The organism is Streptococcus infantis (assembly GCF_047464215.1).
Lineage (GTDB): Bacteria > Bacillota > Bacilli > Lactobacillales > Streptococcaceae > Streptococcus > Streptococcus infantis_P.
Map to the genome: position 1 here is coordinate 41,053 of NZ_JASHCG010000005.1, position 22,897 is coordinate 63,949.

General features: G+C 39.7%; 19 protein-coding genes. 14 read left to right on the plus strand and 5 right to left on the minus strand.

From position 1 onward, the window contains the following. Positions 1–51 precede the first annotated feature (51 nt). From pcsB to tsf, 3 genes are all read left to right on the plus strand, one after another. A complete protein-coding gene (gene pcsB / locus QM469_RS04215; protein ID WP_153224650.1) occupies positions 52–1,257 on the plus strand; it encodes a peptidoglycan hydrolase PcsB in 1,206 nt (401 codons plus the stop codon). A gap of 373 nt (positions 1,258–1,630) precedes the next feature. Further along, the gene (gene rpsB, locus QM469_RS04220) at positions 1,631–2,413 is read left to right on the plus strand and encodes a 30S ribosomal protein S2 (RefSeq protein WP_000268462.1); all 783 of its coding nucleotides are present in this window, start codon (positions 1,631–1,633) and stop codon (positions 2,411–2,413) included. A 79-nt stretch (positions 2,414–2,492) separates the two neighbouring features. Then, positions 2,493–3,533, plus strand: coding sequence for a translation elongation factor Ts (tsf, locus tag QM469_RS04225; RefSeq protein ID WP_000808094.1), 1,041 nt, complete (start codon positions 2,493–2,495; stop codon positions 3,531–3,533). A gap of 122 nt (positions 3,534–3,655) precedes the next feature. On the opposite strand, the gene cysK is transcribed toward tsf, so the two are convergent. The 3 genes from cysK to QM469_RS04240 form a co-directional block, all read right to left on the minus strand. Next, a complete protein-coding gene (cysK, locus tag QM469_RS04230; RefSeq protein ID WP_153224651.1) occupies positions 3,656–4,582 on the minus strand; it encodes a cysteine synthase A in 927 nt (308 codons plus the stop codon). A gap of 96 nt (positions 4,583–4,678) precedes the next feature. Next, the gene (locus tag QM469_RS04235) at positions 4,679–5,122 is read right to left on the minus strand and encodes a PH domain-containing protein (RefSeq protein ID WP_153224652.1); all 444 of its coding nucleotides are present in this window, start codon (positions 5,120–5,122) and stop codon (positions 4,679–4,681) included. Positions 5,123–5,138: 16 nt separating this feature from the next. Then, the gene (locus QM469_RS04240) at positions 5,139–5,774 is read right to left on the minus strand and encodes a YigZ family protein (protein ID WP_153224653.1); all 636 of its coding nucleotides are present in this window, start codon (positions 5,772–5,774) and stop codon (positions 5,139–5,141) included. A gap of 55 nt (positions 5,775–5,829) precedes the next feature. Here QM469_RS04240 and QM469_RS04245 point away from each other — a divergent pair, with 55 nt between their 5' ends. The 10 genes from QM469_RS04245 (at position 5,830) to polA (ending at position 17,301) form a co-directional block, all read left to right on the plus strand. Continuing rightward, positions 5,830–7,128, plus strand: a complete 1,299-nt coding sequence (locus tag QM469_RS04245; protein ID WP_153224654.1) for a DEAD/DEAH box helicase — start codon at positions 5,830–5,832, stop codon at positions 7,126–7,128. Beyond that, entirely contained in the window at positions 7,125–7,787 is a 663-nt protein-coding gene (locus tag QM469_RS04250) for a ComF family protein (protein ID WP_153224655.1), read from the plus strand. The genes QM469_RS04245 and QM469_RS04250 overlap by 4 nt, the downstream gene beginning before the upstream one ends. A 79-nt stretch (positions 7,788–7,866) precedes the next feature. Then, entirely contained in the window at positions 7,867–8,409 is a 543-nt protein-coding gene (gene hpf, locus QM469_RS04255; RefSeq protein ID WP_045762429.1) for a ribosome hibernation-promoting factor, HPF/YfiA family, read from the plus strand. 172 nt (positions 8,410–8,581) lie between these two features. Continuing rightward, entirely contained in the window at positions 8,582–9,046 is a 465-nt protein-coding gene (gene tnpA / locus QM469_RS04260; protein WP_414276114.1) for an IS200/IS605 family transposase, read from the plus strand. A 236-nt stretch (positions 9,047–9,282) separates the two neighbouring features. Next, a complete protein-coding gene (locus tag QM469_RS04265) occupies positions 9,283–11,256 on the plus strand; it encodes a DHH family phosphoesterase (protein WP_414276115.1) in 1,974 nt (657 codons plus the stop codon). Further along, a complete protein-coding gene (gene rplI / locus QM469_RS04270) occupies positions 11,253–11,705 on the plus strand; it encodes a 50S ribosomal protein L9 (RefSeq protein WP_000864204.1) in 453 nt (150 codons plus the stop codon). Before QM469_RS04265 ends, rplI begins: the two co-directional genes overlap by 4 nt. Before the next feature lie 42 nt (positions 11,706–11,747). Further along, a complete protein-coding gene (gene dnaB / locus QM469_RS04275) occupies positions 11,748–13,106 on the plus strand; it encodes a replicative DNA helicase (protein WP_000852500.1) in 1,359 nt (452 codons plus the stop codon). After that, positions 13,103–13,369 (plus strand): Veg family protein, encoded by a 267-nt coding sequence (locus QM469_RS04280; RefSeq protein WP_000128621.1) that lies wholly within the window; start codon positions 13,103–13,105, stop codon positions 13,367–13,369. The genes dnaB and QM469_RS04280 overlap by 4 nt, the downstream gene beginning before the upstream one ends. Before the next feature lie 100 nt (positions 13,370–13,469). Next, the gene (locus QM469_RS04285) at positions 13,470–14,603 is read left to right on the plus strand and encodes an N-acetylmuramoyl-L-alanine amidase family protein (protein WP_075231027.1); all 1,134 of its coding nucleotides are present in this window, start codon (positions 13,470–13,472) and stop codon (positions 14,601–14,603) included. 64 nt (positions 14,604–14,667) lie between these two features. After that, a complete protein-coding gene (gene polA / locus QM469_RS04290) occupies positions 14,668–17,301 on the plus strand; it encodes a DNA polymerase I (protein WP_414276116.1) in 2,634 nt (877 codons plus the stop codon). Positions 17,302–17,419: 118 nt separating this feature from the next. Here polA and QM469_RS04295 read toward each other — a convergent pair whose 3' ends face one another. Together QM469_RS04295 and QM469_RS04300 are read right to left on the minus strand one after the other, a co-directional pair. Next, positions 17,420–18,868 carry an APC family permease gene (locus tag QM469_RS04295; protein ID WP_301559903.1) on the minus strand — a complete coding sequence of 483 codons (1,449 nt, stop codon included), beginning with the start codon at positions 18,866–18,868 and terminating at the stop codon, positions 17,420–17,422. Positions 18,869–19,291: 423 nt separating this feature from the next. After that, positions 19,292–21,376, minus strand: coding sequence for a GH92 family glycosyl hydrolase (locus QM469_RS04300; protein WP_414276117.1), 2,085 nt, complete (start codon positions 21,374–21,376; stop codon positions 19,292–19,294). 171 nt (positions 21,377–21,547) lie between these two features. Here QM469_RS04300 and QM469_RS04305 point away from each other — a divergent pair, with 171 nt between their 5' ends. Next, positions 21,548–22,828 (plus strand): glycoside hydrolase family 125 protein, encoded by a 1,281-nt coding sequence (locus tag QM469_RS04305; protein WP_311522894.1) that lies wholly within the window; start codon positions 21,548–21,550, stop codon positions 22,826–22,828. Positions 22,829–22,897: the final 69 nt, after the last annotated feature.

The window sequence follows — 22,897 nt, forward strand, 5'->3', positions numbered from 1 at the left end:
GCCTTTTTTTGATATACTAGTATTGTCTTAAAAGAAGGAGTATTCACACTTATGAAGAAAAAAATCCTAGCATCACTTTTGTTAAGTACAGTATTGGTCTCACAAGGAGCTGTTCTTTCAAGTGTTAAAGCAAATACAACAGATGAAAAAATTGCTGCTCAAGATAGTAAAATTAGTAACTTGACAGCTCAACAGAAAGAAGCTCAAAAACAAGTAGACGAAATTCAAACTAAAGTTTCAGCTATTCAATCAGAGCAAGAAAAATTACAATCTGAAAACGAAAAACTTCAAGAAGAATCTAAAAAACTTGAAGGTGAAATCGCAGAGCTTTCAAAAAATATTGTAGCTCGTAATGCATCGCTTGAAAACCAAGCTCGTAGTGCACAAACGAACGGAACTGCTACAAGCTACATCAATACGATTATTAACTCTGACTCAATCACAGAAGCTATTTCTCGTGTAGCAGCTATGAGTGAAATCGTATCAGCAAACAATAAAATGTTGCAGCAACAAAAAGAAGATAAGAAAGCTATCTCTGAAAAACAAGTTGCAAACAACGAAGCAATCAATACAGTCATTGCTAACCAACAAACACTTGCTGACGATGCTCAAGCTTTGACAACAAAACAAGCAGAATTGAAAGTAGCTGAGTTAAATCTTGCAGCTGAAAAAGCTACAGCAGAAAATGAAAAAACTAGCTTGTTGGAGCAAAAAGCAGCAGCAGAGGCAGAAGCTAAAGCGGCAGCAGAGGCAGAAGCAGCTTATAAAGCTAGACAAGCAAGTCAACAACAATCAGTTGCAGCATCAGCAAATACAAGCTTTGCTGCACAAGTGCAAGCAACTTCAAGTTCTTCATCATCAGATGATGATTCAAGCTACACACCTGTAGCTACTCGTACAACATCACGTCCAACATATAGTACAAATGCTTCAAGTTATCCAACTGGTGAATGTACTTGGGGAGCTAAAACATTGGCACCTTGGGCTGGAGATTACTGGGGTAACGGAGCGCAGTGGGCAACAAGTGCAGCTGCAGCAGGATTCCGTACTGGTTCTCAACCACAAGTTGGTGCGATTGCATGTTGGAATGATGGAGGATATGGACATGTAGCGGTTGTTACAGCTGTTTCATCATCATCAAGTATTCAGGTATCTGAATCTAACTACGGTGGAGATCGTACAATTGGTAACAAACGTGGATGGTTCAACCCAACTACAACTTCTGAAGGTTATGTTACTTACATCTATCCAAACTAATGAAAAAATTGAGACTCAGATTGGGTCTCTTTTCTTATTTATAAGATGGTGAAATCCCAAGTTTGAGTTTTCGCTAAATACCCAAACTAAGTTCCACCGCTAGTACGAGTGGAAGTTAATCTGATAAAAATTGCAAAAAACAGTGGAATTCCGTGTCAGAGTCAGTTCCACTATGGTAGAAGTTAGTGTGAGACGTTTGAGTTTTCATTGAAAAACTAGCAAAATTACTTGAAAAAAAGGCTCAACTATGATACAATGTAACTTGTCGTGTAAACGATAATACTCATTCTTGATGAATTGTGAAGCTGTTGCCTTCAGGTCGTTTTGCAAGCTGAAATCAAGAAGAGGAAAAAAACAAAAAGGAGAAATACTCATGGCAGTAATTTCAATGAAACAACTTCTTGAGGCTGGTGTACACTTTGGTCACCAAACTCGTCGCTGGAACCCTAAGATGGCTAAGTACATCTTCACTGAGCGTAACGGAATCCACGTTATCGACTTACAACAAACTGTAAAATACGCTGACCAAGCATACGACTTCATGCGTGATGCTGCAGCTAATGATGCAGTTGTATTGTTTGTTGGTACTAAGAAACAAGCTGCTGACGCAGTTGCTGAAGAAGCAGTACGTTCAGGTCAATATTTCATCAACCACCGTTGGTTGGGTGGAACTCTTACTAACTGGGGAACAATCCAAAAACGTATCGCTCGTTTGAAAGAAATCAAACGTATGGAAGAAGATGGAACTTTTGAAGTTCTTCCTAAGAAAGAAGTTGCACTTCTTAACAAACAACGTGCACGTCTTGAAAAATTCTTGGGTGGTATCGAAGATATGCCTCGTATTCCAGATGTAATGTACGTAGTTGACCCACATAAAGAGCAAATCGCTGTTAAAGAAGCTAAAAAATTGGGAATCCCAGTTGTAGCGATGGTTGACACAAACACTGATCCAGACGATATCGATGTAATCATCCCAGCTAACGATGACGCTATCCGCGCAGTTAAGTTGATCACAGCTAAATTGGCAGACGCTATCATCGAAGGTCGCCAAGGTGAAGATGCTGTTGCAGCAGTTGAAGCAGAATTTGCAGCTTCAGAAGCTCAAGCAGACTCAATCGAAGAAATCGTTGAAGTTGTAGAAGGCGACAACGCTTAATTCATAATAAATAGTAATTACCTAGGAGGGCGGGGCTTAGCCCGGCTCTCCTATTTTTAAAAAATATAGGAGAATCAAAATGGCAGAAATTACAGCTAAACTTGTTAAAGAGTTGCGTGAAAAATCTGGTGCTGGTGTTATGGACGCTAAAAAAGCATTGGTTGAAGTTGAAGGCGATATCGAAAAAGCGATCGAATTGCTTCGCGAAAAAGGTATGGCAAAAGCAGCTAAGAAAGCTGACCGTGTTGCTGCAGAAGGTTTGACTGGTGTTTATGTTGACGGTAACGTTGCAGCAGTTGTTGAAGTAAATGCTGAAACTGACTTCGTTGCGAAAAACGCTCAATTTGTTGAGTTGGTAAACGCAACAGCTAAAGCGATTGCAGAAGGAAAACCAGCTAACAACGAAGAAGCTCTTGCTTTGACAATGCCTTCAGGTGAAACTCTTGAAGCGGCTTATGTGTCTGCAACAGCAACTATCGGAGAAAAAATCTCATTCCGTCGCTTTGCTTTGATTGAAAAAACAGATGCACAACACTTCGGAGCATACCAACACAACGGTGGACGTATCGGTGTTATCTCTGTAATCGAAGGTGGAGACGAAGCACTTGCTAAACAAATTTCAATGCACATCGCTGCTATGAAACCAACAGTTCTTTCATACAAAGAATTGGATGAGCAATTTGTTAAAGATGAGTTGGCACAATTGAACCACGTTATCGACCAAGATAACGAAAGCCGTGCTATGGTTGGTAAACCAGCTCTTCCACACTTGAAATATGGATCAAAAGCTCAATTGACTGATGAAGTGATTGCTCAAGCTGAAGCTGATATTAAAGCTGAGTTGGCTGCAGAAGGCAAACCAGAAAAAATCTGGGATAAAATCATCCCAGGTAAAATGGATCGTTTCTTGCTTGACAACACTAAAGTTGACCAAGCATACACACTTCTTGCACAAGTTTACATCATGGATGACAGCAAGACAGTTGAAGCTTACCTTGAATCAGTTAACGCTTCAGTAGTTGAGTTCGCTCGCTTTGAAGTTGGTGAAGGTATCGAAAAAGCTGCAAACGACTTTGAAGCAGAAGTTGCAGCTACAATGGCAGCAGCCTTGAATAACTAATAAAAAAGTAAGGAAGCTAATTTGCTTCCTTTTCTTTTGTTAGAGGGGATTCATAGGAATCCTTTTTTTATTTTAAACGGTAAACAAAAAGCCCTATACAAGGGCTTAGTGTATTTAGGAGACTATACTTCGAATTCATAGAGTGCTGTAGATAGGTAACGTTCTCCGTTATCTGGTGCAAGCGCAAGGACTTTTTTACCTGCTCCAAGTTTTTTAGCGACTTCAATTGCTGCATAGATAGCTGCTGCAGAAGAAATACCGACTAAGAATCCTTCTTTTCCACCGATTTCACGGCCAAGTGCAAGAGCGTTATCTGATGTTACACGAACGATACCATCGTAAGCTTTTGTATCAAGTGTATCTGGAATGAATCCAGCAGAAATACCTTGAATTTTGTGAGGACCTGGCTTTTCACCAGACAAGATAGCTGACTCGTCTGCCTCAACAGCAAAAACTTGAATGTTTGAGTTAGCAGTTTTAAGAGCATGAGAAACACCAGAAATAGTTCCTCCAGTACCAACACCGGCAACAAAGGCGTCTAAACCATCAGCTCCGAAATCAGCTAGAATTTCAGCTCCTGTTGTTCTTTCGTGAACCTCTGGGTTAGCTTGGTTATTAAACTGTAATGGTAGGAAACCATCACGCTCAGCAGCAATTTCCTGCGCTTTTGCAATCGCACCTTTCATTCCTTCGCTACCAGGAGTGAGGACTAGTTCAGCTCCATAAGCTTGGATAATTTTACGACGTTCCACGCTCATTGTTTCAGGCATAACGATAACAACTTTGTAACCTTTAGCGGCACCAACCCATGAGAGACCAATACCAGTGTTCCCACTAGTTGCTTCTACAATGGTAGAACCAGGTTTCAATTTACCTTCTTGTTCTGCTTTTTCAATCATGCTTAGGGCGATACGGTCCTTAACTGACGATCCTGGGTTAAAAGCTTCAAGTTTTACATAAACATCTGCTGCACCTTCTGGTACAATGTTATTCAATTTAACAATCGGTGTTCTACCGATGAGTTCTGTGATATTGTTATAAATTGCCATATTAGCACCTCTTTATATAAGATGCTACTAGTATAACGCTAACTTTAACTTTTGTAAAATATAGAAATCCTATCGGAGTGATAGGATTTTTTTATATCAATGATTCAAACCATTCATATTCAAACGATTATGATAAGCTAAGTCAAATAGATAGGTGTAAAGAGGTACAATATCAGTTTTCTTTGGAAATTCAAATTTGTGAGAATTAAAATGCTCATTGTGAGATTTTAAAAAGGCATTTTCTAAATAAGTAATCGTAATCTCACTATCATCAATCCCAAGTCCAGCAGTTTCCATTTCAACATTGACAATGTTCATGAGGAAAATTGATTTGATAGACATCTTCCGTCCGGTTGCCCCTTGTTTATCTGTAAAGATGATTCGGATATTTGTAAAGATAATTGAGTCACGAATGAGTTTATATCCGCTTTGAATTTCTTCATTTTCTAATAAATATTGTCCAAACTCCTTGGTAAGAGTTTCTTTACTTTGCTCACTGAAGTTTCCAGCGAGTCCCTGAATTAATCTTCCAAAAGCCATATGATATTTCCTTTCTTTACGATAGGTTTACAGGTACTTCAACTTCACGTAAACCTTTGTCAGTTAGAGTAACTTTTCCATTGAAAAATTCAATGAGATCAGCCTTGATATCGTCTTTCCTTTCTTTGTCAACGAAAATCATTGTGTCAACTTGGTCTGTAAAGTTTGTCTCTAATTCTATAAGATTATTCTCTTTAAGAAAATTACCGTATTCTTGATATTGGGCATAAGACATTTGAATGGAGATGCCAGCTTGCTCTTTGATTTCAATAATGCCAATTTCCTTAACTGCTAGAGCAACGCTACCAGCATAAGCGCGAATCAAACCACCAGCTCCTAGTTTGATACCACCAAAATAACGAGTAACTACCACACAGACATTAGTAAGGTTGTGATTCTCCAGAACTCCTAGCATAGGAACGCCAGCAGTCCCACTAGGTTCTCCATCATCACTAGTTCGCTTGATTTCACTACGCTCACCGACAATAAAAGCAGAGCAGTTGTGGGTAGCTTTATAGTGTTCTTTTTTGATAGCTGTGATAAAGTCACGAGCTTCTTCCTCACTATAGACACGTTTGGCATGACAGATAAAGCGTGATTTTTTGATTTCTTCTTGGACTTGTCCGTCCTCTTTTATAGTTCTGTATTCCATATTTTTATTGTACTAAAAAATAGCGTAAAGTTCTACATTTTACGAATAAAGAAATATGAAAGTAAATCCAAATTATCTCGGTCGCCTTTTTACCGAGCAAGAATTAAGTCATGAGGAGAGACAACAAGCAAAACAAATTCCATCCATGAAAAAAGAAAAGGGTCAACAATATTGTCAGCGTTGTGGTAGTCAGATAGAAGAAGAATGGCATTTGCCTATTGGTGCTTTTTATTGCCGAGAATGCTTGATTATGAAGCGAATAAGAAGTGATCAAAATCTCTATTATTTTCCGCAAGAAAGGTTTCCACAGCAAGATGTACTAAAATGGTCAGGTCAACTGACTCCATTTCAAGAGCGGGTATCACAAGGACTCCTTCAGGCGGTAGATAAGAAGGAGGCTACCTTGGTACATGCAGTGACAGGAGCTGGTAAGACAGAGATGATTTACCAAGTTGTTGCCAAGGTGATTGATCAAGGTGGAGCTGTTTGTTTGGCCAGTCCACGAATTGATGTTTGCCTAGAGCTCCATAAACGACTACAAAATGATTTTGCATGTGATATTGCGCTATTACATGGGGAGTCGGATCCCTATTTTCGTACTCCTTTGGTTATAGCAACCACTCACCAGCTATTAAAATTTTATCAAGCTTTTGATTTATTGATTGTGGATGAAGTAGACGCCTTCCCTTATGTTGATAATCCTGTACTTTACCATGCTGTCAATAATTGTGTAAAGGAGACCGGATTGAGAATATTTTTAACAGCAACGTCAACTGATGAGTTAGATAGAAAAGTTAAACAAGGGGAGTTAAAGCGTCTCAGTTTACCTCGTCGTTTTCATGGAAATCCTCTCATTGTTCCCAAGCCAATCTGGTTATCGCATTTTAATAGATATTTAGAAAAAAATGGCTTACCTCCAAAATTAAAACTTTACATTGAGAAACAGAGAAAGACGGCCTATCCCTTACTAATCTTTGCCTCTGAGATTAAAAAGGGAGAAAAACTAAAAGAAATTTTGCAGGAGAAGTTTCCGAATGAGAAAATAGGCTTTGTATCCTCAATTACGGAAGACCGATTAGAGCAGGTACAGGCCTTTCGAGATGGAGAGTTGACGATATTAATAAGCACAACTATATTAGAGCGTGGAGTTACCTTCCCTCGTGTAGATGTTTTTGTGGTGGAAGCCAATCATCAACTCTTTACCAAGTCAAGTTTAGTACAAATTGGTGGGCGAGTTGGAAGAAGCATGGATCGTCCTACCGGAGAACTGATATTTTTCCATGACGGACTCAATCTGTCCATTAAGAAAGCCATAAAGGAGATTAAGCAAATGAATCAGGAGGCAGGAGTATGAAGTGTTTATTGTGTGGTAAAAGCTTGCAAACAGAGATAACTTTTACTAACCTCCTCTGTTTTAAAAAGGAGGAGGAACTAGTTTGTGAATCCTGTATTTCGTCTTTCGAGAGCATTGGTGGTAATCATTGTCCTAGTTGTTTTAAAAAAGGAATGTCAATCATCTGTCAAGATTGTCAATTTTGGTGTAAAAAAGGTGTAAAGGTTGATCATGTGGCTCTTTATTCCTATAATCAGGCCATGAAAGAATATTTTAGTCACTATAAATTTGATGGTGATTATCTTCTTAGAAAGGTATTTTCTGAGATATTGCAAAAAGAGTTAAAGAAGTATAAGGACTATCAGATTGTGATTGTTCCTCTGAGTGACGAGCGTTTTACAAGTAGAGGATTTAATCAAGTTGAGGGTTTGATAAAGGATACTGGGTTAGCATATCTGGATATTTTGGTTAAAAAAGAAGTTGAGGCTAGTTCTTCAAAAAATCGATCGGATCGCTTACTTGCAGAGTTTCCATTTTTATTGAAAGGTGGAGTGAAGCCCCCAGAAAATATCTTACTCTTTGATGATATTTATACAACTGGAACTACCTTGAATCGTCTTAAAAGTATGCTTTTAGCAGCTGGTTGTCAGAATATTAAAACTTTTTCCCTCGCAAGATGAGGAAAAAGTTTGCAAAAAAAATATGAAAGCGTTATAATATAATTAGAAAAACAAATATGTTTAGAAAGAAGGTACTTATATGATTAAATATAGTATCCGTGGTGAAAACCTAGAAGTAACAGAAGCAATTCGTGATTATGTAGTTTCTAAACTCGAAAAGATCGAAAAATACTTCCAAGCAGACCAAGAATTGGATGCGCGTGTTAACTTGAAAGTTTACCGTGAAAAGACTGCTAAAGTAGAAGTAACCATTCCGCTTGGATCTATTACTCTTCGTGCAGAAGATATTTCTCAAGATATGTACGGTTCTATTGATTTGGTGACAGATAAGATTGAACGTCAGATTCGTAAAAACAAAACTAAAATTGAACGTAAGAACAGAAATAAAGTATCAACAAGTCAACTCTTTACAGATGCTTTAGTTGAGGACTTAGATGTAGCACAACCAAAAGTTGTTCGTTCAAAACAAATTGATTTGAAACCAATGGATTTGGAAGAAGCTATCTTACAGATGGATTTATTGGGACATGACTTCTTTATCTATGTAGATGTTGAAGATGAAACAACAAATGTTATCTATCGTCGTGAAGATGGAGATATCGGTCTTCTAGAAGTTAAATAATCTTAATAATTAGTTTGTAAAAGTGGTTTACACTAGTGTAAACCACTTTTTAGTTATGTGACTATTAGTCCGTCTCGCTCCGTTAGGTGCGCATCAAAAGTTATACCAAAAAAACTCCAAACGCGATACAATAAAGGTGTTCAAGCCAATTGTAAAGCGAAAGGAGAAAACCATGGCACAAAAGTCTCATAGTTTATCACACACAAAGTGGCACTGTAAGTATCACATTGTGTTCACCCCTAAGTATAGACGAAAAGTCATCTATAATCAATATCGGAGTAGTTTAGGTGAAATATTTCATCGTTTGTGTAGTTATAACGGTGTTGAAATTATCGAGGGTCACTTAATGCCAGACCATGTACATATGTTAGTAAGTATTCCACCAAGGATAAGTGTTTCGAGTTTTATGGGTTATTTAAAAGGTAAAAGTGCACTCATGATGTTTGACAAACACGCCAACCTCAAGTACAAGTTTGGGAATCGGCATTTCTGGGCAGAAGGTTATTATGTGAGTACAGTAGGGCTTAATGAAGCCACGATAAGGAAATACATACCAGATCAGGAAAAGCATGATATAGCACTAGATAAATTAAGTGTAAAAGAATATGAGAATCCCTTTAGGGATAGTGGCAAGTAATACTCACGCCTCTTTAAGAGGCAAGTGACGAGTCAAGAGCAATGAGGCTTGAACAACGTGAAAGCCAGCGTCTTTAGGCGCTGGCTGGTAATTTGGGCTTATAGCCCTGGTGCAAACCACCCGTTAGACGGGTGGTTATGATTTAGATATTTTACGATTATCTGAATATAGGGTTCCCTCTTTAAAAGTCGCTTTTTGGCTACATTTGTGGTATAATAATGCGCAAGAGGTTTGTAATGAAAAAAAATGAAATAAATCCCTTTTTTATGTATCTGATTGCTATGGTAACCTTTACGATTATGACCATTTTGATTGTGTTAGTAAAGGATAATCTTATCACTATAGCAAGTCTATTTTTATTTATTGTATTCTATGTTTTGCTATTTAATTTCCAGAAAAAATATTACAAAAAAACAGATATCGAGCAAATCCAGTATGTCAATCATCAGGCTACGGATAGTTTGAGTGCCCTCCTAGAGCAAATGCCTGTCGGGGTTGTTAAATTAAATATGAACAGCAGTGAGATTGAATGGTTCAATCCCTATGCGGAGTTAATTTTGACAACCGAGGATGGAGAAATTGATTTTCCTCAATTTCAAAAGATTTTAAAGAGTTCGATTTCTACTCCAGGGGCTTATGCCATTGTTGGGGAGAAACGTTATGCAGTGCATTTGGATAGAAATTCGGGTGTCTTATACTTTTTTGATGTTTCTGGTGAGTATGAGGCGACTGCTGAATTGGTAACAAGTCGTCCTGTAATTGGAATTATCTCAGTTGATAACTATGATGATTTGGAAAATGAAACGTCTGAATCAGATATTAGTCATATCAATAGTTTTGTTGCAAATTTTGTTTCAGAATTTGCTGGGAAACATGCCATGTTTTCTCGTAGAGTGAGCATGGATCGCTTCTATTTATTTACGGACTATACCGTACTTGATCACTTGATGCAGGATAAATTTTCTGTGATTGATACCTTTCGTGAGGAAGCTAAGCAACGAAATTTGCCACTAACGATGAGTATAGGAGTTTCCTATGGTGATGGGAATCATGACCAGATTGGGAAGGTTGCTCTCCTCAATCTCAACTTAGCGGAAGTTCGTGGTGGTGACCAAGTAGTTGTAAAAGAGAATGATGAAACCAAAAATCCAATCTACTTTGGAGGCGGTTCAGCAGCATCTGTTAAACGTACTCGGACACGAACTCGTGCTATGATGACAGCTATCTCAGATAAACTTAAAAGTGTCGATCGAGTTTTTGTTGTTGGTCACAAGAATCTTGACATGGATGCTCTTGGTTCAGCAGTTGGAATGCAGTTGTTTTCGAGTAATGTACTGGAAGATAGTTATGTGATTTATGATCCTACACAGATGTCTCCAGATATCGCTCGAGCGGTCAATTATTTGGAAGATGAGGGTGTTTCAAAACTTCTTCCTTTAAATCAAGCGATGACAATGGTTACCAAACGCTCCTTACTGGTGATGGTTGACCATTCTAAGACAGCTTTAACCTTATCCAAAGAGTTTTATGACTTGTTTACCCAGACGATTGTCATTGACCATCATCGTCGTGACCAAGATTTTCCAGATAATTCGGTCATTACCTATATCGAGAGTGGAGCTAGTAGTGCTAGTGAACTTGTAACTGAGTTGATTCAATTTCAAAACTCTAAGAAGAAACGTTTGAGTCGTATTCAGGCTAGTGTTCTTATGGGGGGAATGATGTTGGATACTAAAAATTTCACCTCTCGGGTAACTAGTCGAACTTTTGATGTTGCAAGTTATCTCAGAACGAGAGGGAGTGATAGCATTGTCATTCAGGAAATTTCGGCCACTGATTTTGAAGAATATCGATTGGTAAATGAACTCATTTTGCAGGGGCAAATGGTACAACCATCAATCCTGGTTGCTCAAGCTTTGGAGGATAAAGAGTACGATACGGTTGTTATTAGTAAGGCTGCTGATGCTATGCTTGCTATGTCTGGTATAGAGGCTAGCTTTGTACTTGCTAAGAATAGTCAAGGAGCAATCTCCATTTCTGCGCGAAGCAGAAGTAAGATTAATGTCCAACGAATTATGGAAGAGTTAGGTGGCGGTGGTCACTTTAACTTAGCTGCGGCACGTTTGACAGATATGAGCCTGCAAGAAGCAGGAGATAAACTGAAAACAGTTATTTTTAATGAAACAAAAGAAAAGGAGTCAGAAGAATGAAAGTAATCTTTTTAGCAGATGTTAAAGGTAAAGGGAAAAAAGGTGAAATTAAAGAAGTACCAACTGGATATGCACAAAACTTTTTAATTAAGAAAAACCTTGCTAAGGAAGCTACCGCTCAAGCCATTGGTGAGTTGCGTGGTAAGCAAAAATCAGAAGAAAAAGCACATGCAGAGATGCTTGCAGAAGCTAAGGAAATTAAAGCAAAACTGGAAGCAGAAGAAACAATCGTTGAATTTGTTGAAAAAGTTGGTCCAGATGGACGAACTTTTGGATCTATTACCAACAAGAAAATTGCAGAAGAATTGCAAAAACAATTTGGTATTAAAATTGATAAACGCCACATTCAAGTTCAATCACCAATCCGAGCAGTTGGTTTGATTGATGTTCCGGTTAAGATTTATCAAGATGTAACAAGTGTAATCAATCTTCGTGTCAAGGAAGCTTAATTTACGATTGGTTGACAATATTGTAAAAGGAAGGAAAGTCTGATGGCAGAAGTTGAAGAACTGCGTGTTCAGCCTCAAGATATCCTGGCAGAACAATCTGTTTTAGGAGCCATTTTTATTGATGAGACTAAACTCGTTTTTGTCCGAGAATATATCGATTCACAGGACTTCTTTAAGTATGCTCACCGTTTGATTTTTCAAGCTATGGTTGATTTATCTGATCGTGGAGATGCTATTGACGCAACCACAGTTCGGACGATACTAGATAGCCAGGGTGATTTACAAACTATTGGAGGCTTGTCTTATCTGGTTGAGATTGTCAATTCAGTGCCAACCTCTGCCAATGCGGAATACTATGCTAAAATTGTAGCAGAAAAGGCTATGCTTAGACGTCTAATTGCTAAGTTGACAGAGTCTGTAAACCTAGCCTATGAAGCTTCTCAACCTGCTGACGAAATTATTGCTCGTGCAGAAAAAGGCTTGATTGACGTTAGTGAGAATGCCAATCGAAATGGCTTTAAAAATATTCGCGATGTATTGAATATCAACTTTGGGAATTTAGAAGCTCGTTCGCAACAGACTTCAGATATCACGGGTATTGCGACAGGTTATCGAGATTTAGATCACATGACGACAGGTCTGCATGAGGAAGAATTGATTATTTTGGCAGCTCGTCCTGCGGTTGGTAAGACAGCCTTTGCTTTGAATATTGCGCAAAATATCGGAACCAAACTAGACAAGACAGTTGCTATTTTCTCTCTGGAAATGGGTGCTGAAAGTTTGGTCGATCGTATGTTGGCTGCGGAAGGCTTGGTAGAGTCGCATTCTATCCGTACAGGTCAATTGACTGAGGAAGAATGGCGTAAGTATACGATTGCTCAGGGTAATCTGGCTAATGCAAGTATCTACATTGATGATACACCAGGGATTCGGATCACAGAAATTCGCTCTCGTTCTCGTAAACTGGCTCAAGAAACAGGTAATCTAGGCTTGATTTTGATTGACTATCTTCAGCTGATCACAGGGACTGGTCGAGAAAATCGTCAACAAGAAGTATCTGAGATTTCCCGTCAGTTGAAAATCTTAGCAAAAGAACTCAAAGTTCCAGTTATAGCTCTTAGTCAGCTTTCTCGTGGTGTAGAGCAACGTCAAGATAAGAGACCAGTTTTGTCTGATATTCGTGAATCTGGATCTATTGAGCAGGATGCTGATATCGTAGCCTTTCTCTATCGTGATGACTATTATGAGCGTGGTGGTGAAGAGGAGGAAGGCATTCCAAATAATAAAGTAGAAGTGATTATCGAGAAAAACCGTAGCGGTGCTCGCGGAACGGTAGAATTGATTTTCCAAAAAGAATATAATAAATTTTCAAGTATTTCGAAGATGGAGGAACCAAGATGACAGACGCATTTACAGATGTGGCTAAAATGAAAAAAATCAAAGAAGAAATTAAGGCGCATGAGGGACAAGTGGTAGAAATGACCTTAGAAAATGGTCGTAAACGCCAAAAAAATCGTTTAGGAAAACTAATTGAGGTTTACCCATCGCTCTTCATCGTTGAGTTTGGAAATGTTGAAGGAGACAAACAGGCTAATGTCTATGTTGAATCTTTCACTTATTCAGATATTTTAACGGAAAAGAACTTAATTCATTATTTAGATTAAGGATATTCATGAAAGTGGGAAGTTTCTCACTTTTTTCTTTTTCTTTCGAATGATATAGATGAGGTCAACCTCAAAAATCTAATTATTTGAAGGAGAATGCATGACATTTACTAAAGCAGGACATAAAAAGGGAACTTTTCTCAGAAAGACAGCTGTAGGCTCAGCTTCACTAGTTTTAGCAGGTATTTTTTTATTTAGTGGAGGAACTGTTCATGCCAACCAGGCAAACAATGGATCACTAGCACGAGGAGATGATTATCCTACTTATTATAAAAATGGGAGTCAGGAGATTGATAAATGGCGCATGTATTCTCGTCAGTGTACTTCTTTTGCAGCCTTTCGTTTGAGCAATATCAATGGTTTTGAAATTCCGGCGGCTTATGGAAATGCTAATGAATGGGGATATCGTGCTAAACGAGAAGGTTATCGCGTAGATCAGCGCCCAGCAATTGGTTCTATCGCTTGGGATACGAGTGGACAGTATGGTCATGTCGCTTGGGTATCCAATGTTTTTGGTGATATGATTGAAATTGAAGAATACAATTATGGAGTCAGAGAAAGGTACAATCGACGAACGGTAAAGGCCAATTCTATGACTGGATTCATTCATTTTAAAGACGTGGGGAATGCTAGCGCAGGGAATTATCAGTCTGCTCCTGTCTCTAGCGGGACACATATTTTTACAGAAAAAGCAGCCATTATGGATCAGCCATCACTAACAGCAACGATTATCGATTATTACTATGCGGGAGAAAGTGTTCATTATGATCAGACTCTTGAAAAAGATGGCTATAAATGGATTAGTTATATTTCACGAAGTGGGAACAGACGTTATATCCCGTTAATTAAAACGGAAACCTCTAAGAATGGTTGGGAAAAAGAAGGAACTGTTTGGTATTATTATGAAAATGGTCAGAAAGCAGTCGGTTGGAAGAAGATTAATGGAAACTGGTATCATTTGCAAGCTGATGGTACAATGACGACAGGTTGGTTAAAAGATGGTTCTAAGTGGTATTATTTGAAATCGTCTGGCGAAATGCAGACAGGCTGGTTAAAGGATAACGGAACATGGTACTATCTTGAAAGCTCAGGTGCTATGAAGGCTAGCCAGTGGTTTCAGGTTTCAGGGAAATATTACTATGTAAATTCATCGGGAGCTTTAGCAGTCAATACGACTATCGATGGTTTCCAAGTTGATAGCAGTGGTGCGCGAGTAGAAAATCCAGCATCATAAGTGTTATTCAGCATTTGGGCTCTTCCTAATGGTATTTTTCCCTGCTTTCCTTTATAATGGGTGTATGGACAAGAAAAAATTACTACTAATTGACGGTTCTTCAGTTGCTTTCCGAGCATTTTTTGCACTTTACCAGCAACTGGATCGTTTTAAAAATGACAATGGACTTCATACCAATGCTATCTACGGTTTTCACCTGATGCTAAATCACCTACTGGAGCGTGTTCAACCGAGTCATATCTTGGTTGCTTTTGATGCGGGGAAGACGACCTTCCGTACAGAGATGTATGCAGACTATAAGGGTGGTCGTGCCAAGACTCCGGATGAGTTTCGTGAGCAATTTCCTTTTATTCGTGAGTTGCTAGACCATCTTGGGATTCGTCATTATGAGTTAGCTCAGTATGAAGCAGATGATATCATCGGGACTCTGGGTTGTTTGGCTGAAAAGGATTCTTTTGATGTAACTATCGTCAGCGGAGACAAGGACTTGATTCAGTTGACAGATGAGCATACTGTGGTTGAGATTTCTAAGAAAGGTGTGGCTGAGTTTGAGGCCTTTACACCAGAATATCTCATGGAAAAGATGGGAATCACACCAGCTCAGTTTATAGACCTCAAGGCCCTGATGGGGGATAAGTCGGATAATATCCCTGGGGTCACTAAGATTGGTGAGAAGACTGGTATCAAGCTTTTGTTAGAACACGGATCGCTGGAAGGTATTTATGAAAATATAGATGGCATGAAGGCTTCCAAGATGAAGGAAAATCTTGTCAATGACAAGGAACAAGCCTTTCTGTCTAAAACACTAGCGACCATCGACACGAAAGCGCCAATCGAGATAGGTCTAGATGATTTGGTCTATAGCGGTCCAGATATTGAAAAACTCGGAAAATTCTACGATGAGATGGGCTTTAAACAACTCAAGCAGGCTTTAAATGTATCATCAGCTGATGTGGCTGAGAGTTTGGACTTTACTATTGTTGACCAAGTCAGTCAAGATATGCTAAGCGCGGACTCCATCTTTCACTTTGAACTTTTTGGTGAAAACTACCATACAGATGACTTGATTGGTTTTGCTTGGTCTTGTGGAGACAAGCTCTATGCTACAGATAAGCTGGAACTTCTGCAGGATCCGATTCTCAAGGATTTTCTAGAAAAAATAGCTCTGAAAGTGTATGACTTTAAGAAAGCTAAAGTTCTCTTAAATCGCTTTGATTTGGACTTGCAGGCTCCAGCTTTTGATAGTCGCTTGGCCAAATACCTTCTCTCTACTGTAGAGAATAATGAAATTTCAACCATCGCTAGTCTCTACGGCCAAACTTATTTGATGGATGATGAGTCCTTCTACGGCAAGGGGGTCAAGAAAGCTGTCCCTGAGAGAGAAACATTCTTGGAGCACTTAGCTCGCAAGGCTGCTGTGCTGGTTGAGACTGAGCCTGTCTTACTTGAAAAATTAAGTGAAAACGGACAATTAGACCTTCTCTATGACATGGAGCAACCTCTGGCCTTTGTTCTTGCTAAGATGGAAATCGCTGGGATTAAGGTTAAAAAAGAAACTCTACTCGAGATGCAAGCTGAAAATGAGCTTGTCATTGAGAAACTGACTCAAGAGATTTATGAATTGGCTGGTGAGGAGTTTAATATCAACTCACCTAAACAGTTGGGTGAACTACTTTTTGAAAAGCTAGGTCTCCCTATAGAATACACCAAGAAAACCAAGACAGGTTACTCAACAGCAGTGGATGTGTTAGAGCGCCTAGCTCCGATTGCCCCAATTGTCAAGAAAATTTTAGATTATCGTCAGATTGCTAAGATTCAATCGACTTATGTGATTGGTTTGCAGGATTGGATTTTAGCGGATGGCAAGATTCATACCCGCTATGTTCAGGATTTGACTCAGACAGGGCGTCTGTCTAGTGTTGATCCAAACTTGCAAAATATTCCTGTTCGCTTGGAACAAGGTCGCCTCATTCGTAAGGCTTTCGTGCCAGAGTGGGAGGATAGTGTCCTTCTTAGCTCTGACTATTCACAGATTGAGTTGCGAGTTTTGGCGCATATCTCTAAAGATGAGCACTTAATCAAGGCCTTCCAAGAGGGAGCTGATATCCATACCTCGACAGCCATGCGGGTCTTTGGAATTGAACGTCCTGAGGATGTGACTCCGAATGATCGTCGCAATGCCAAGGCTGTCAACTTTGGAGTGGTTTACGGAATTTCAGACTTTGGTTTATCGAATAATCTAGGCATCAGCCGTAAAGAGGCTAAGGCTTACATTGATACCTACTTTGAACGCTTCCCAGGGATCAAAAACTACATGGATGAAGTGGTGCGTGAAGCGCGTGATAAAGGTTATGTAGAGACCCTCTTCAAACGTCGTCGTGAGTTGCCAGATATCAATTCGCGTAACTTCAACATTCGTGGTTTTGCGGAACGTACAGCCATCAACTCACCTATCCAAGGATCGGCTGCAGATATTCTCAAAATCGCTATGATTCAGCTAGATAAAGCCTTGGTAGAGGGTGGTTATAAAACCAAGATGCTGTTACAAGTACACGATGAAATCGTTCTTGAAGTGCCTAAGTCAGAATTAGCTGCCATCAAAAAACTCGTCAAGCAAACCATGGAAGAAGCCATTCAACTCAGTGTGCCACTGATTGCTGATGAAAATGAAGGCGTAACTTGGTATGAGGCCAAGTAAAAAATAGACTATTAAACAAAAAGAAATCCCCTTGAACATCATGGTTCAAAGGGGATTTTTGCTGAGAAAATTCTTTCAAGCAAAGATAAAATCGATTTTATCTAGCTAGTAGTAGAATTTATTTGATTTGTTTCTTTTGTTCTTTTTTGGCAAGTACTGGTAGAATCACACCTAATCCAATCAGAATAATTGGGGTTAAGATGTTTGTAAGAAGAGAGAATTGCCAAGCAGTTGGATTCTCAGCATAGTTAATTTTTGGAACCATACCAAGGATACAAGCAAAGGCTGTGAAGAGGAAGCACCAAGTACCGATAACAAAACCAAGCTTAGGATTGTTCACAAACTTGTATTCGGCATTTTTGTATGTCTTCCAAGCGCGATTGAGCATCATGTAGGCAAGGAATACCCAGAGGTAACGCATTGGCATTACGATAGAATTGAGGTTTGTCATCCATTTTACAAGTCCATCAATTTCCTGAATACCAAAAATTGGAAGAATGATGATAAGGCTAACGAGGACACCTGTAAGAAGGTAGCCGTTAATGAGGACACCCTTTTCAGTACGTTTACGAAGCCAGCTTGGGATGTAGTTTTCATCAGCATTATTGAGAAGGATTTGTAATGGTGCATCAATAGAGAAGGCAAGTGCCGCGATTTGTCCGACCATATTTGTAAGAGCATAGATCACGACAAAGAGGTTTCCAACTCCCCAAGAATTTCCTAACATTTGGAAGGCTTGATAAGCACCATTACGCATGAGGTCTTCAGGGATATTATTGCCATCAAATAGCATTCCCATTGCAACTGAACCAAGGATAGCAGAGAGACCTACCATGATGGCCATGACAATCATACCTTTTGGAAATTCTTTTGCAGGATTGCGAGTTTGATTCACATAAGGGGAAATTTTTTCACAACCACCAACGGCAAAGACTAGTAGTGAGATGGTTGTAAAATAAGAAAAATCAAAGTTTGGAATGTAGGTGCTCAGTTGATCCATGTGCGGAGTCGCAAACTGGATGTCTGGTTTAATGAAAGGCAGACCGACTGCCAAAAGCACGAAGAGTAAAGACATAATCAGCATAGCACTTCCTGCCAAGCTACCGATGACTTTTAGAGTTGCCAATCCCTTTGTAGAAAGGTAGAGGAAAAGTCCAAAAATTAGTAAGCAGAGAATAACAATCCAGTGGATGTCAATTTGTTTTAGAAATTGTCCGTTACCTTGCAAGGCCCATCCAAGCGGAATCAGGATCCCTTGTGGTTTTTGTGCGAGGTAAGGAATGTGAACAACCCAGTAAGTCCAAGCAGCAAAGTAGGCGAGACGTTTGGTTGATGTTTTTTCAACCCAGTCACTCACACCACTTCCGCTTTCCTTAAAGGTAGAACCTAGTTGTCCGACAATGAGGGAATAAGGGATGAAGTAGAGTGCGAGGATTAAAACCCAAGATACGACGACGGAAATTCCCTGTTGAGAATAGTTGTTGACGACGTTTCCTAGCCCCCAAACCATGTTGAAGGCAATCAGAGAAACCATCAGCCAATTAAGTTGGTGTTGATCTTTTTTCATAATGTCTCCTTTTCTATTAATTTCAGTATATCATGTTTTTTTGAAAGCGCCTAACAAAATCCGAAATTTCCTATAAAAAATGTAGGGGGAATTTATCAGCTGGAGTTTGTAATTGAGTAAAAGTTATACACAATCTGTGGATAACTTTGTAAAATAAAAAATTGTTTTCTAAATGTTAGTTTAGAAAAAAGAGATAGAATGTGTGAGTTGAGTACTAAGCTAGTCAGTTATAAAGACTGATAGAACAGGATATTACGGTGTTTAACTTTAGAATGTAAAAAAATGGTTGAGAGAAATCGTTTGGAAGTACATGAAATTGATTTGAAAGTTAATTGAAAGTTATACACAATCTGTGGATAACTTTGTGGAGGATTTGGTATAAATCAGAAAATCCCCTTGTACATGACAAAGGGATTTGAACTATCAGTGATTTGGTAACCAACTGAGGGTAAAGTTGAGATTTTGGGCGTTTAGCAAATCCTGGTGACCAATACTCTGAACTTCTTTTCCGTCAAGATGACAGTCTTGTACAAAGTGGAAGTGTTCATGATTTTGCTGAGTACGAACATCCAACCACTGATCTTTTTCTGCAAGATAGACACGAAGGTGATCAAATAGCGGAATCCCAAGGTCATAAATAGCTTTTCCTGGGCAGGTTGGGTAAAGCCCAAGAGTGGACCAGACATACCAAGCCGATAAACTGCCGTTATCCTCATCTCCTGGATAAGCATCCCAGCCAGCTCGAAAGGCTTTTTGACGGAGAGTCTTGATTAAGAGACTGGTATATTGGGGATAATTACTGTAGCGGAACAGATAAGGGATGTGGAAACTTGGTTGGTTTGAAATGGCTAGTTGACCAAATGGCGCTGTTGCCATTTCGCTCATCTCGTGAATTTCATATCCATAACCCGTCGTTTCAAAGAGTGGGAGACTTTGACAAGATTTTAAGAGATAGTTGCTAAAGGCTTCTTTTCCACCCATGAGTTGACTAAGTCCAGAAATATCGTGTAAGACACCGAGACTGGCTTGGATGGCTGAACACTCAGCATAATCACGGCCCCAACTATAAGGAGAAAAGTCAGGACGGAAGTTGCCATCTACATCACGCGCCCTCATATATCCTGTCTCAGGATCAAATAGATTCTGATAGTTTTTAGAATAGTGGGCATAGGTTTGTGCCAGCTCTTTTTGACCCAATTTTGCTGCGCAGGTAGAGATACAAAAATCACTGTAAGCATAGTCTAGTGTGTGACTGACACTTTCATGGAAGTCTGTGGATAGGTATCCTAGCTTTTGGTACTGGGCCAGGCCGTGTCGTCCGTTGATAGCTTTTGGATCTGCCTTGGTCGCAGTTTCAAGCATGGCTTTGAGAAATTCCTCCTCAAGTTCAGGAGCCATGTTTTTGCAGGCGCTATCTGCAATAAGACCATCGATCAAAGTACCAGGCATCATGCCTCGTTCGTCAGGAGCCAGCCACTTAGGGAGGTATCCGGTGTCACGGTAGCTATTGAGGAAGCCTTCGAGAAACTGGCGATAGTATTCCGGAATAATCAAGGCAAAGAGTGGGAAAGAAGTGCGGAAGGTATCCCAAAAACCATTGTTGGTAAAGAGAAGACCTGGTTTAACTGTTCCTGAAGCGAGGTCCATATGGATGATTTCGCCCTGCTCAGTTACCTCGTAGAAGGTTTGAGGGAATAGAAAGAGTCTATAAAGACAATGATCAAAAAATGCTTGGTCTACTGACCCAGTTTCTACGACATCAAAGCGACCTAGAAGATTTTCCCAACTTGTCTTGGCGTCTTGTTTTGTTTCTTCAAAATCCTGTTTAGGAAGATTAAAGAGGGCCTGTTCTTTGGAAATAAAGGAAGTTGCTAGTTGAACTTGAGTTTCCGATCCGTCTAAGTCAATTCGCCAGTCCTGTCCCTCTTGCGTAATAGAAAGGATTTCTACAGAAAATCCGAGAGCAGTATACATGACGAGGGGACGTTTATTGGTTTCGGTTTCACCTTCTTGTCTCAGGGCCAGAGTTCGCTGATCGACTTGTTCAACTGTCAGTTCATCTGCTGCGTGAAGATAGAGGGAGAGTTCTTTTCCCTGTGTCTGTCTTAGTTGAATAGAAGCCCCGTAGCAAGTAGGACTTAGCTGCGTTTCAATCTGATAACGCTCAGAAAAAATCTTTAAAAAATGAGGATTAAAAATAGCACGTTCAAGATTATAAGAAGATTGACGATGAAAGAGAGTATCACCGCTGATTTCTCCTGTAATTGGTGTCAGCAAGAGCCAGGAGTAATCGCCAATCCAAGGGCTAGGTTGGTGGGTTAGTCGAATACCCTGAAAGATAGGAAGATGGGGGTCAAAAAACCATGATCCTTCCTGGTCACTAGTTTGGGGGACAAAGTAATTCATGCCAAAAGGAATACCTGTGTAGGGTAGTGTATTGCCTCGCGAAAAAGCATGTTTACTGGCTGTTCCAAATCGGGTGTCGATAGTTTCAAGTATAGGTTTCATAGCAGTTCCTTCAGTAGTTTTCTACATTATATCAGAAAAAGGAGACTTTTAGAAAGCGACTTCAAAATATAACAATTTTGTAGAATAATGACTAACATTTGTGTATATATTTTCTGGACTAAAAGCTATATACTGAAAATGAAAATTTGTTTGAAAGAGGCAAAATAGTTTATGGTATATTCAAAAGAAATTGTCAGAGAGTGGCTAGATGAGGTGGCAGAGCGTGCTAAAGATCATCCTGAATGGGTAGATGTCTTTGAACGTTGCTACACAGACACTTTAGACAATACAGTTGAGATCTTAGAAGACGGCTCAACTTTTGTACTGACAGGAGATATTCCAGCCATGTGGCTTCGTGACTCAACTGCTCAGCTGAGACCTTACCTCCATGTGGCTAAAAGAGATCCTCGTTTACGTCAAACCATTGCTGGGTTGGTCAAACGTCAGATGACTTTGATTCTCAAAGATCCCTATGCCAACTCCTTCAACATTGAAGAGAACTGGAAGGGTCACCACGAGACAGATCATACAGACCTCAATGGCTGGATTTGGGAGCGCAAATATGAAGTGGATTCGCTTTGCTACCCCTTGCAGTTAGCATATCTTCTGTGGAAAGAAACTGGTGAGACTAGCCAATTTGATGAAACCTTTGTCACAGCTACTAAGGAAATTCTTCATCTGTGGACGGTAGAACAAGACCACAAGAACTCTCCTTATCGCTTTGTCCGTGATACTGATCGCAAGGAGGATACCTTGGTAAATGACGGCTTTGGGCCAGACTTTGCTGTGACAGGGATGACCTGGTCATCCTTTCGTCCAAGTGATGACTGCTGTCAGTATAGCTACTTGATTCCATCAAATATGTTTGCAGTGGTTGTCTTAGGTTATGTCCAGGAAATCTTTGCAACATTGAATCTAGCTTATAGTGAAAGTATTATTGCTGATGCCAAACGCCTCCAAACTGAGATTCAAGAAGGGATCGAAAACTACGCCTACACCACTAACAGCAAGGGTGAGAAGATTTATGCCTTTGAGGTAGATGGTTTAGGAAATGCTAGTATCATGGACGATCCTAACGTGCCAAGTTTGTTGGCTGCTCCATATCTTGGTTACTGTGATGTCAATGACGAAGTGTATCAAGCAACTCGTCGCACTATTCTGAGCCCTGAAAATCCTTACTTCTACCAAGGAGAATACGCTAGTGGGCTCGGAAGTTCTCATACCTTCTACCGCTATATCTGGCCGATTGCTCTATCTATCCAAGGCTTAACTGCTACAGATAAAGCAGAGAAAAAATACTTGCTAGACCAACTAGTTGCCTGCGATGGTGGAACAGGTGTCATGCACGAAAGCTTCCACGTAGACGATCCGACTCTCTACTCTCGTGAATGGTTCTCATGGGCCAACATGATGTTCTGCGAATTGGTCTTGGATTACTTGGATATCCGCTAATGAGCTGTCGTTCGACAGATTATTATCAAGAATCACAAATATATTTTTAAATTTAAGTTAGAATGAGGT

What these genes read in the sequence shown, in the direction of transcription:
- pcsB (WP_153224650.1), top strand. Translation starts at nt 52, where the DNA reads ATGAAGAAAAAAATCCTAGCATCACTTTTGTTAAGTACAGTATTGGTC.
- rpsB (WP_000268462.1), top strand. Translation starts at nt 1,631, where the DNA reads ATGGCAGTAATTTCAATGAAACAACTTCTTGAGGCTGGTGTACACTTT.
- tsf (WP_000808094.1), top strand. Translation starts at nt 2,493, where the DNA reads ATGGCAGAAATTACAGCTAAACTTGTTAAAGAGTTGCGTGAAAAATCT.
- cysK (WP_153224651.1), bottom strand. Translation starts at nt 4,582, where the DNA reads ATGGCAATTTATAACAATATCACAGAACTCATCGGTAGAACACCGATT.
- QM469_RS04235 (WP_153224652.1), bottom strand. Translation starts at nt 5,122, where the DNA reads ATGGCTTTTGGAAGATTAATTCAGGGACTCGCTGGAAACTTCAGTGAG.
- QM469_RS04240 (WP_153224653.1), bottom strand. Translation starts at nt 5,774, where the DNA reads ATGGAATACAGAACTATAAAAGAGGACGGACAAGTCCAAGAAGAAATC.
- QM469_RS04245 (WP_153224654.1), top strand. Translation starts at nt 5,830, where the DNA reads ATGAAAGTAAATCCAAATTATCTCGGTCGCCTTTTTACCGAGCAAGAA.
- QM469_RS04250 (WP_153224655.1), top strand. Translation starts at nt 7,125, where the DNA reads ATGAAGTGTTTATTGTGTGGTAAAAGCTTGCAAACAGAGATAACTTTT.
- hpf (WP_045762429.1), top strand. Translation starts at nt 7,867, where the DNA reads ATGATTAAATATAGTATCCGTGGTGAAAACCTAGAAGTAACAGAAGCA.
- tnpA (WP_414276114.1), top strand. Translation starts at nt 8,582, where the DNA reads ATGGCACAAAAGTCTCATAGTTTATCACACACAAAGTGGCACTGTAAG.
- QM469_RS04265 (WP_414276115.1), top strand. Translation starts at nt 9,283, where the DNA reads ATGAAAAAAAATGAAATAAATCCCTTTTTTATGTATCTGATTGCTATG.
- rplI (WP_000864204.1), top strand. Translation starts at nt 11,253, where the DNA reads ATGAAAGTAATCTTTTTAGCAGATGTTAAAGGTAAAGGGAAAAAAGGT.
- dnaB (WP_000852500.1), top strand. Translation starts at nt 11,748, where the DNA reads ATGGCAGAAGTTGAAGAACTGCGTGTTCAGCCTCAAGATATCCTGGCA.
- QM469_RS04280 (WP_000128621.1), top strand. Translation starts at nt 13,103, where the DNA reads ATGACAGACGCATTTACAGATGTGGCTAAAATGAAAAAAATCAAAGAA.
- QM469_RS04285 (WP_075231027.1), top strand. Translation starts at nt 13,470, where the DNA reads ATGACATTTACTAAAGCAGGACATAAAAAGGGAACTTTTCTCAGAAAG.
- polA (WP_414276116.1), top strand. Translation starts at nt 14,668, where the DNA reads ATGGACAAGAAAAAATTACTACTAATTGACGGTTCTTCAGTTGCTTTC.
- QM469_RS04295 (WP_301559903.1), bottom strand. Translation starts at nt 18,868, where the DNA reads ATGAAAAAAGATCAACACCAACTTAATTGGCTGATGGTTTCTCTGATT.
- QM469_RS04300 (WP_414276117.1), bottom strand. Translation starts at nt 21,376, where the DNA reads ATGAAACCTATACTTGAAACTATCGACACCCGATTTGGAACAGCCAGT.
- QM469_RS04305 (WP_311522894.1), top strand. Translation starts at nt 21,548, where the DNA reads ATGGTATATTCAAAAGAAATTGTCAGAGAGTGGCTAGATGAGGTGGCA.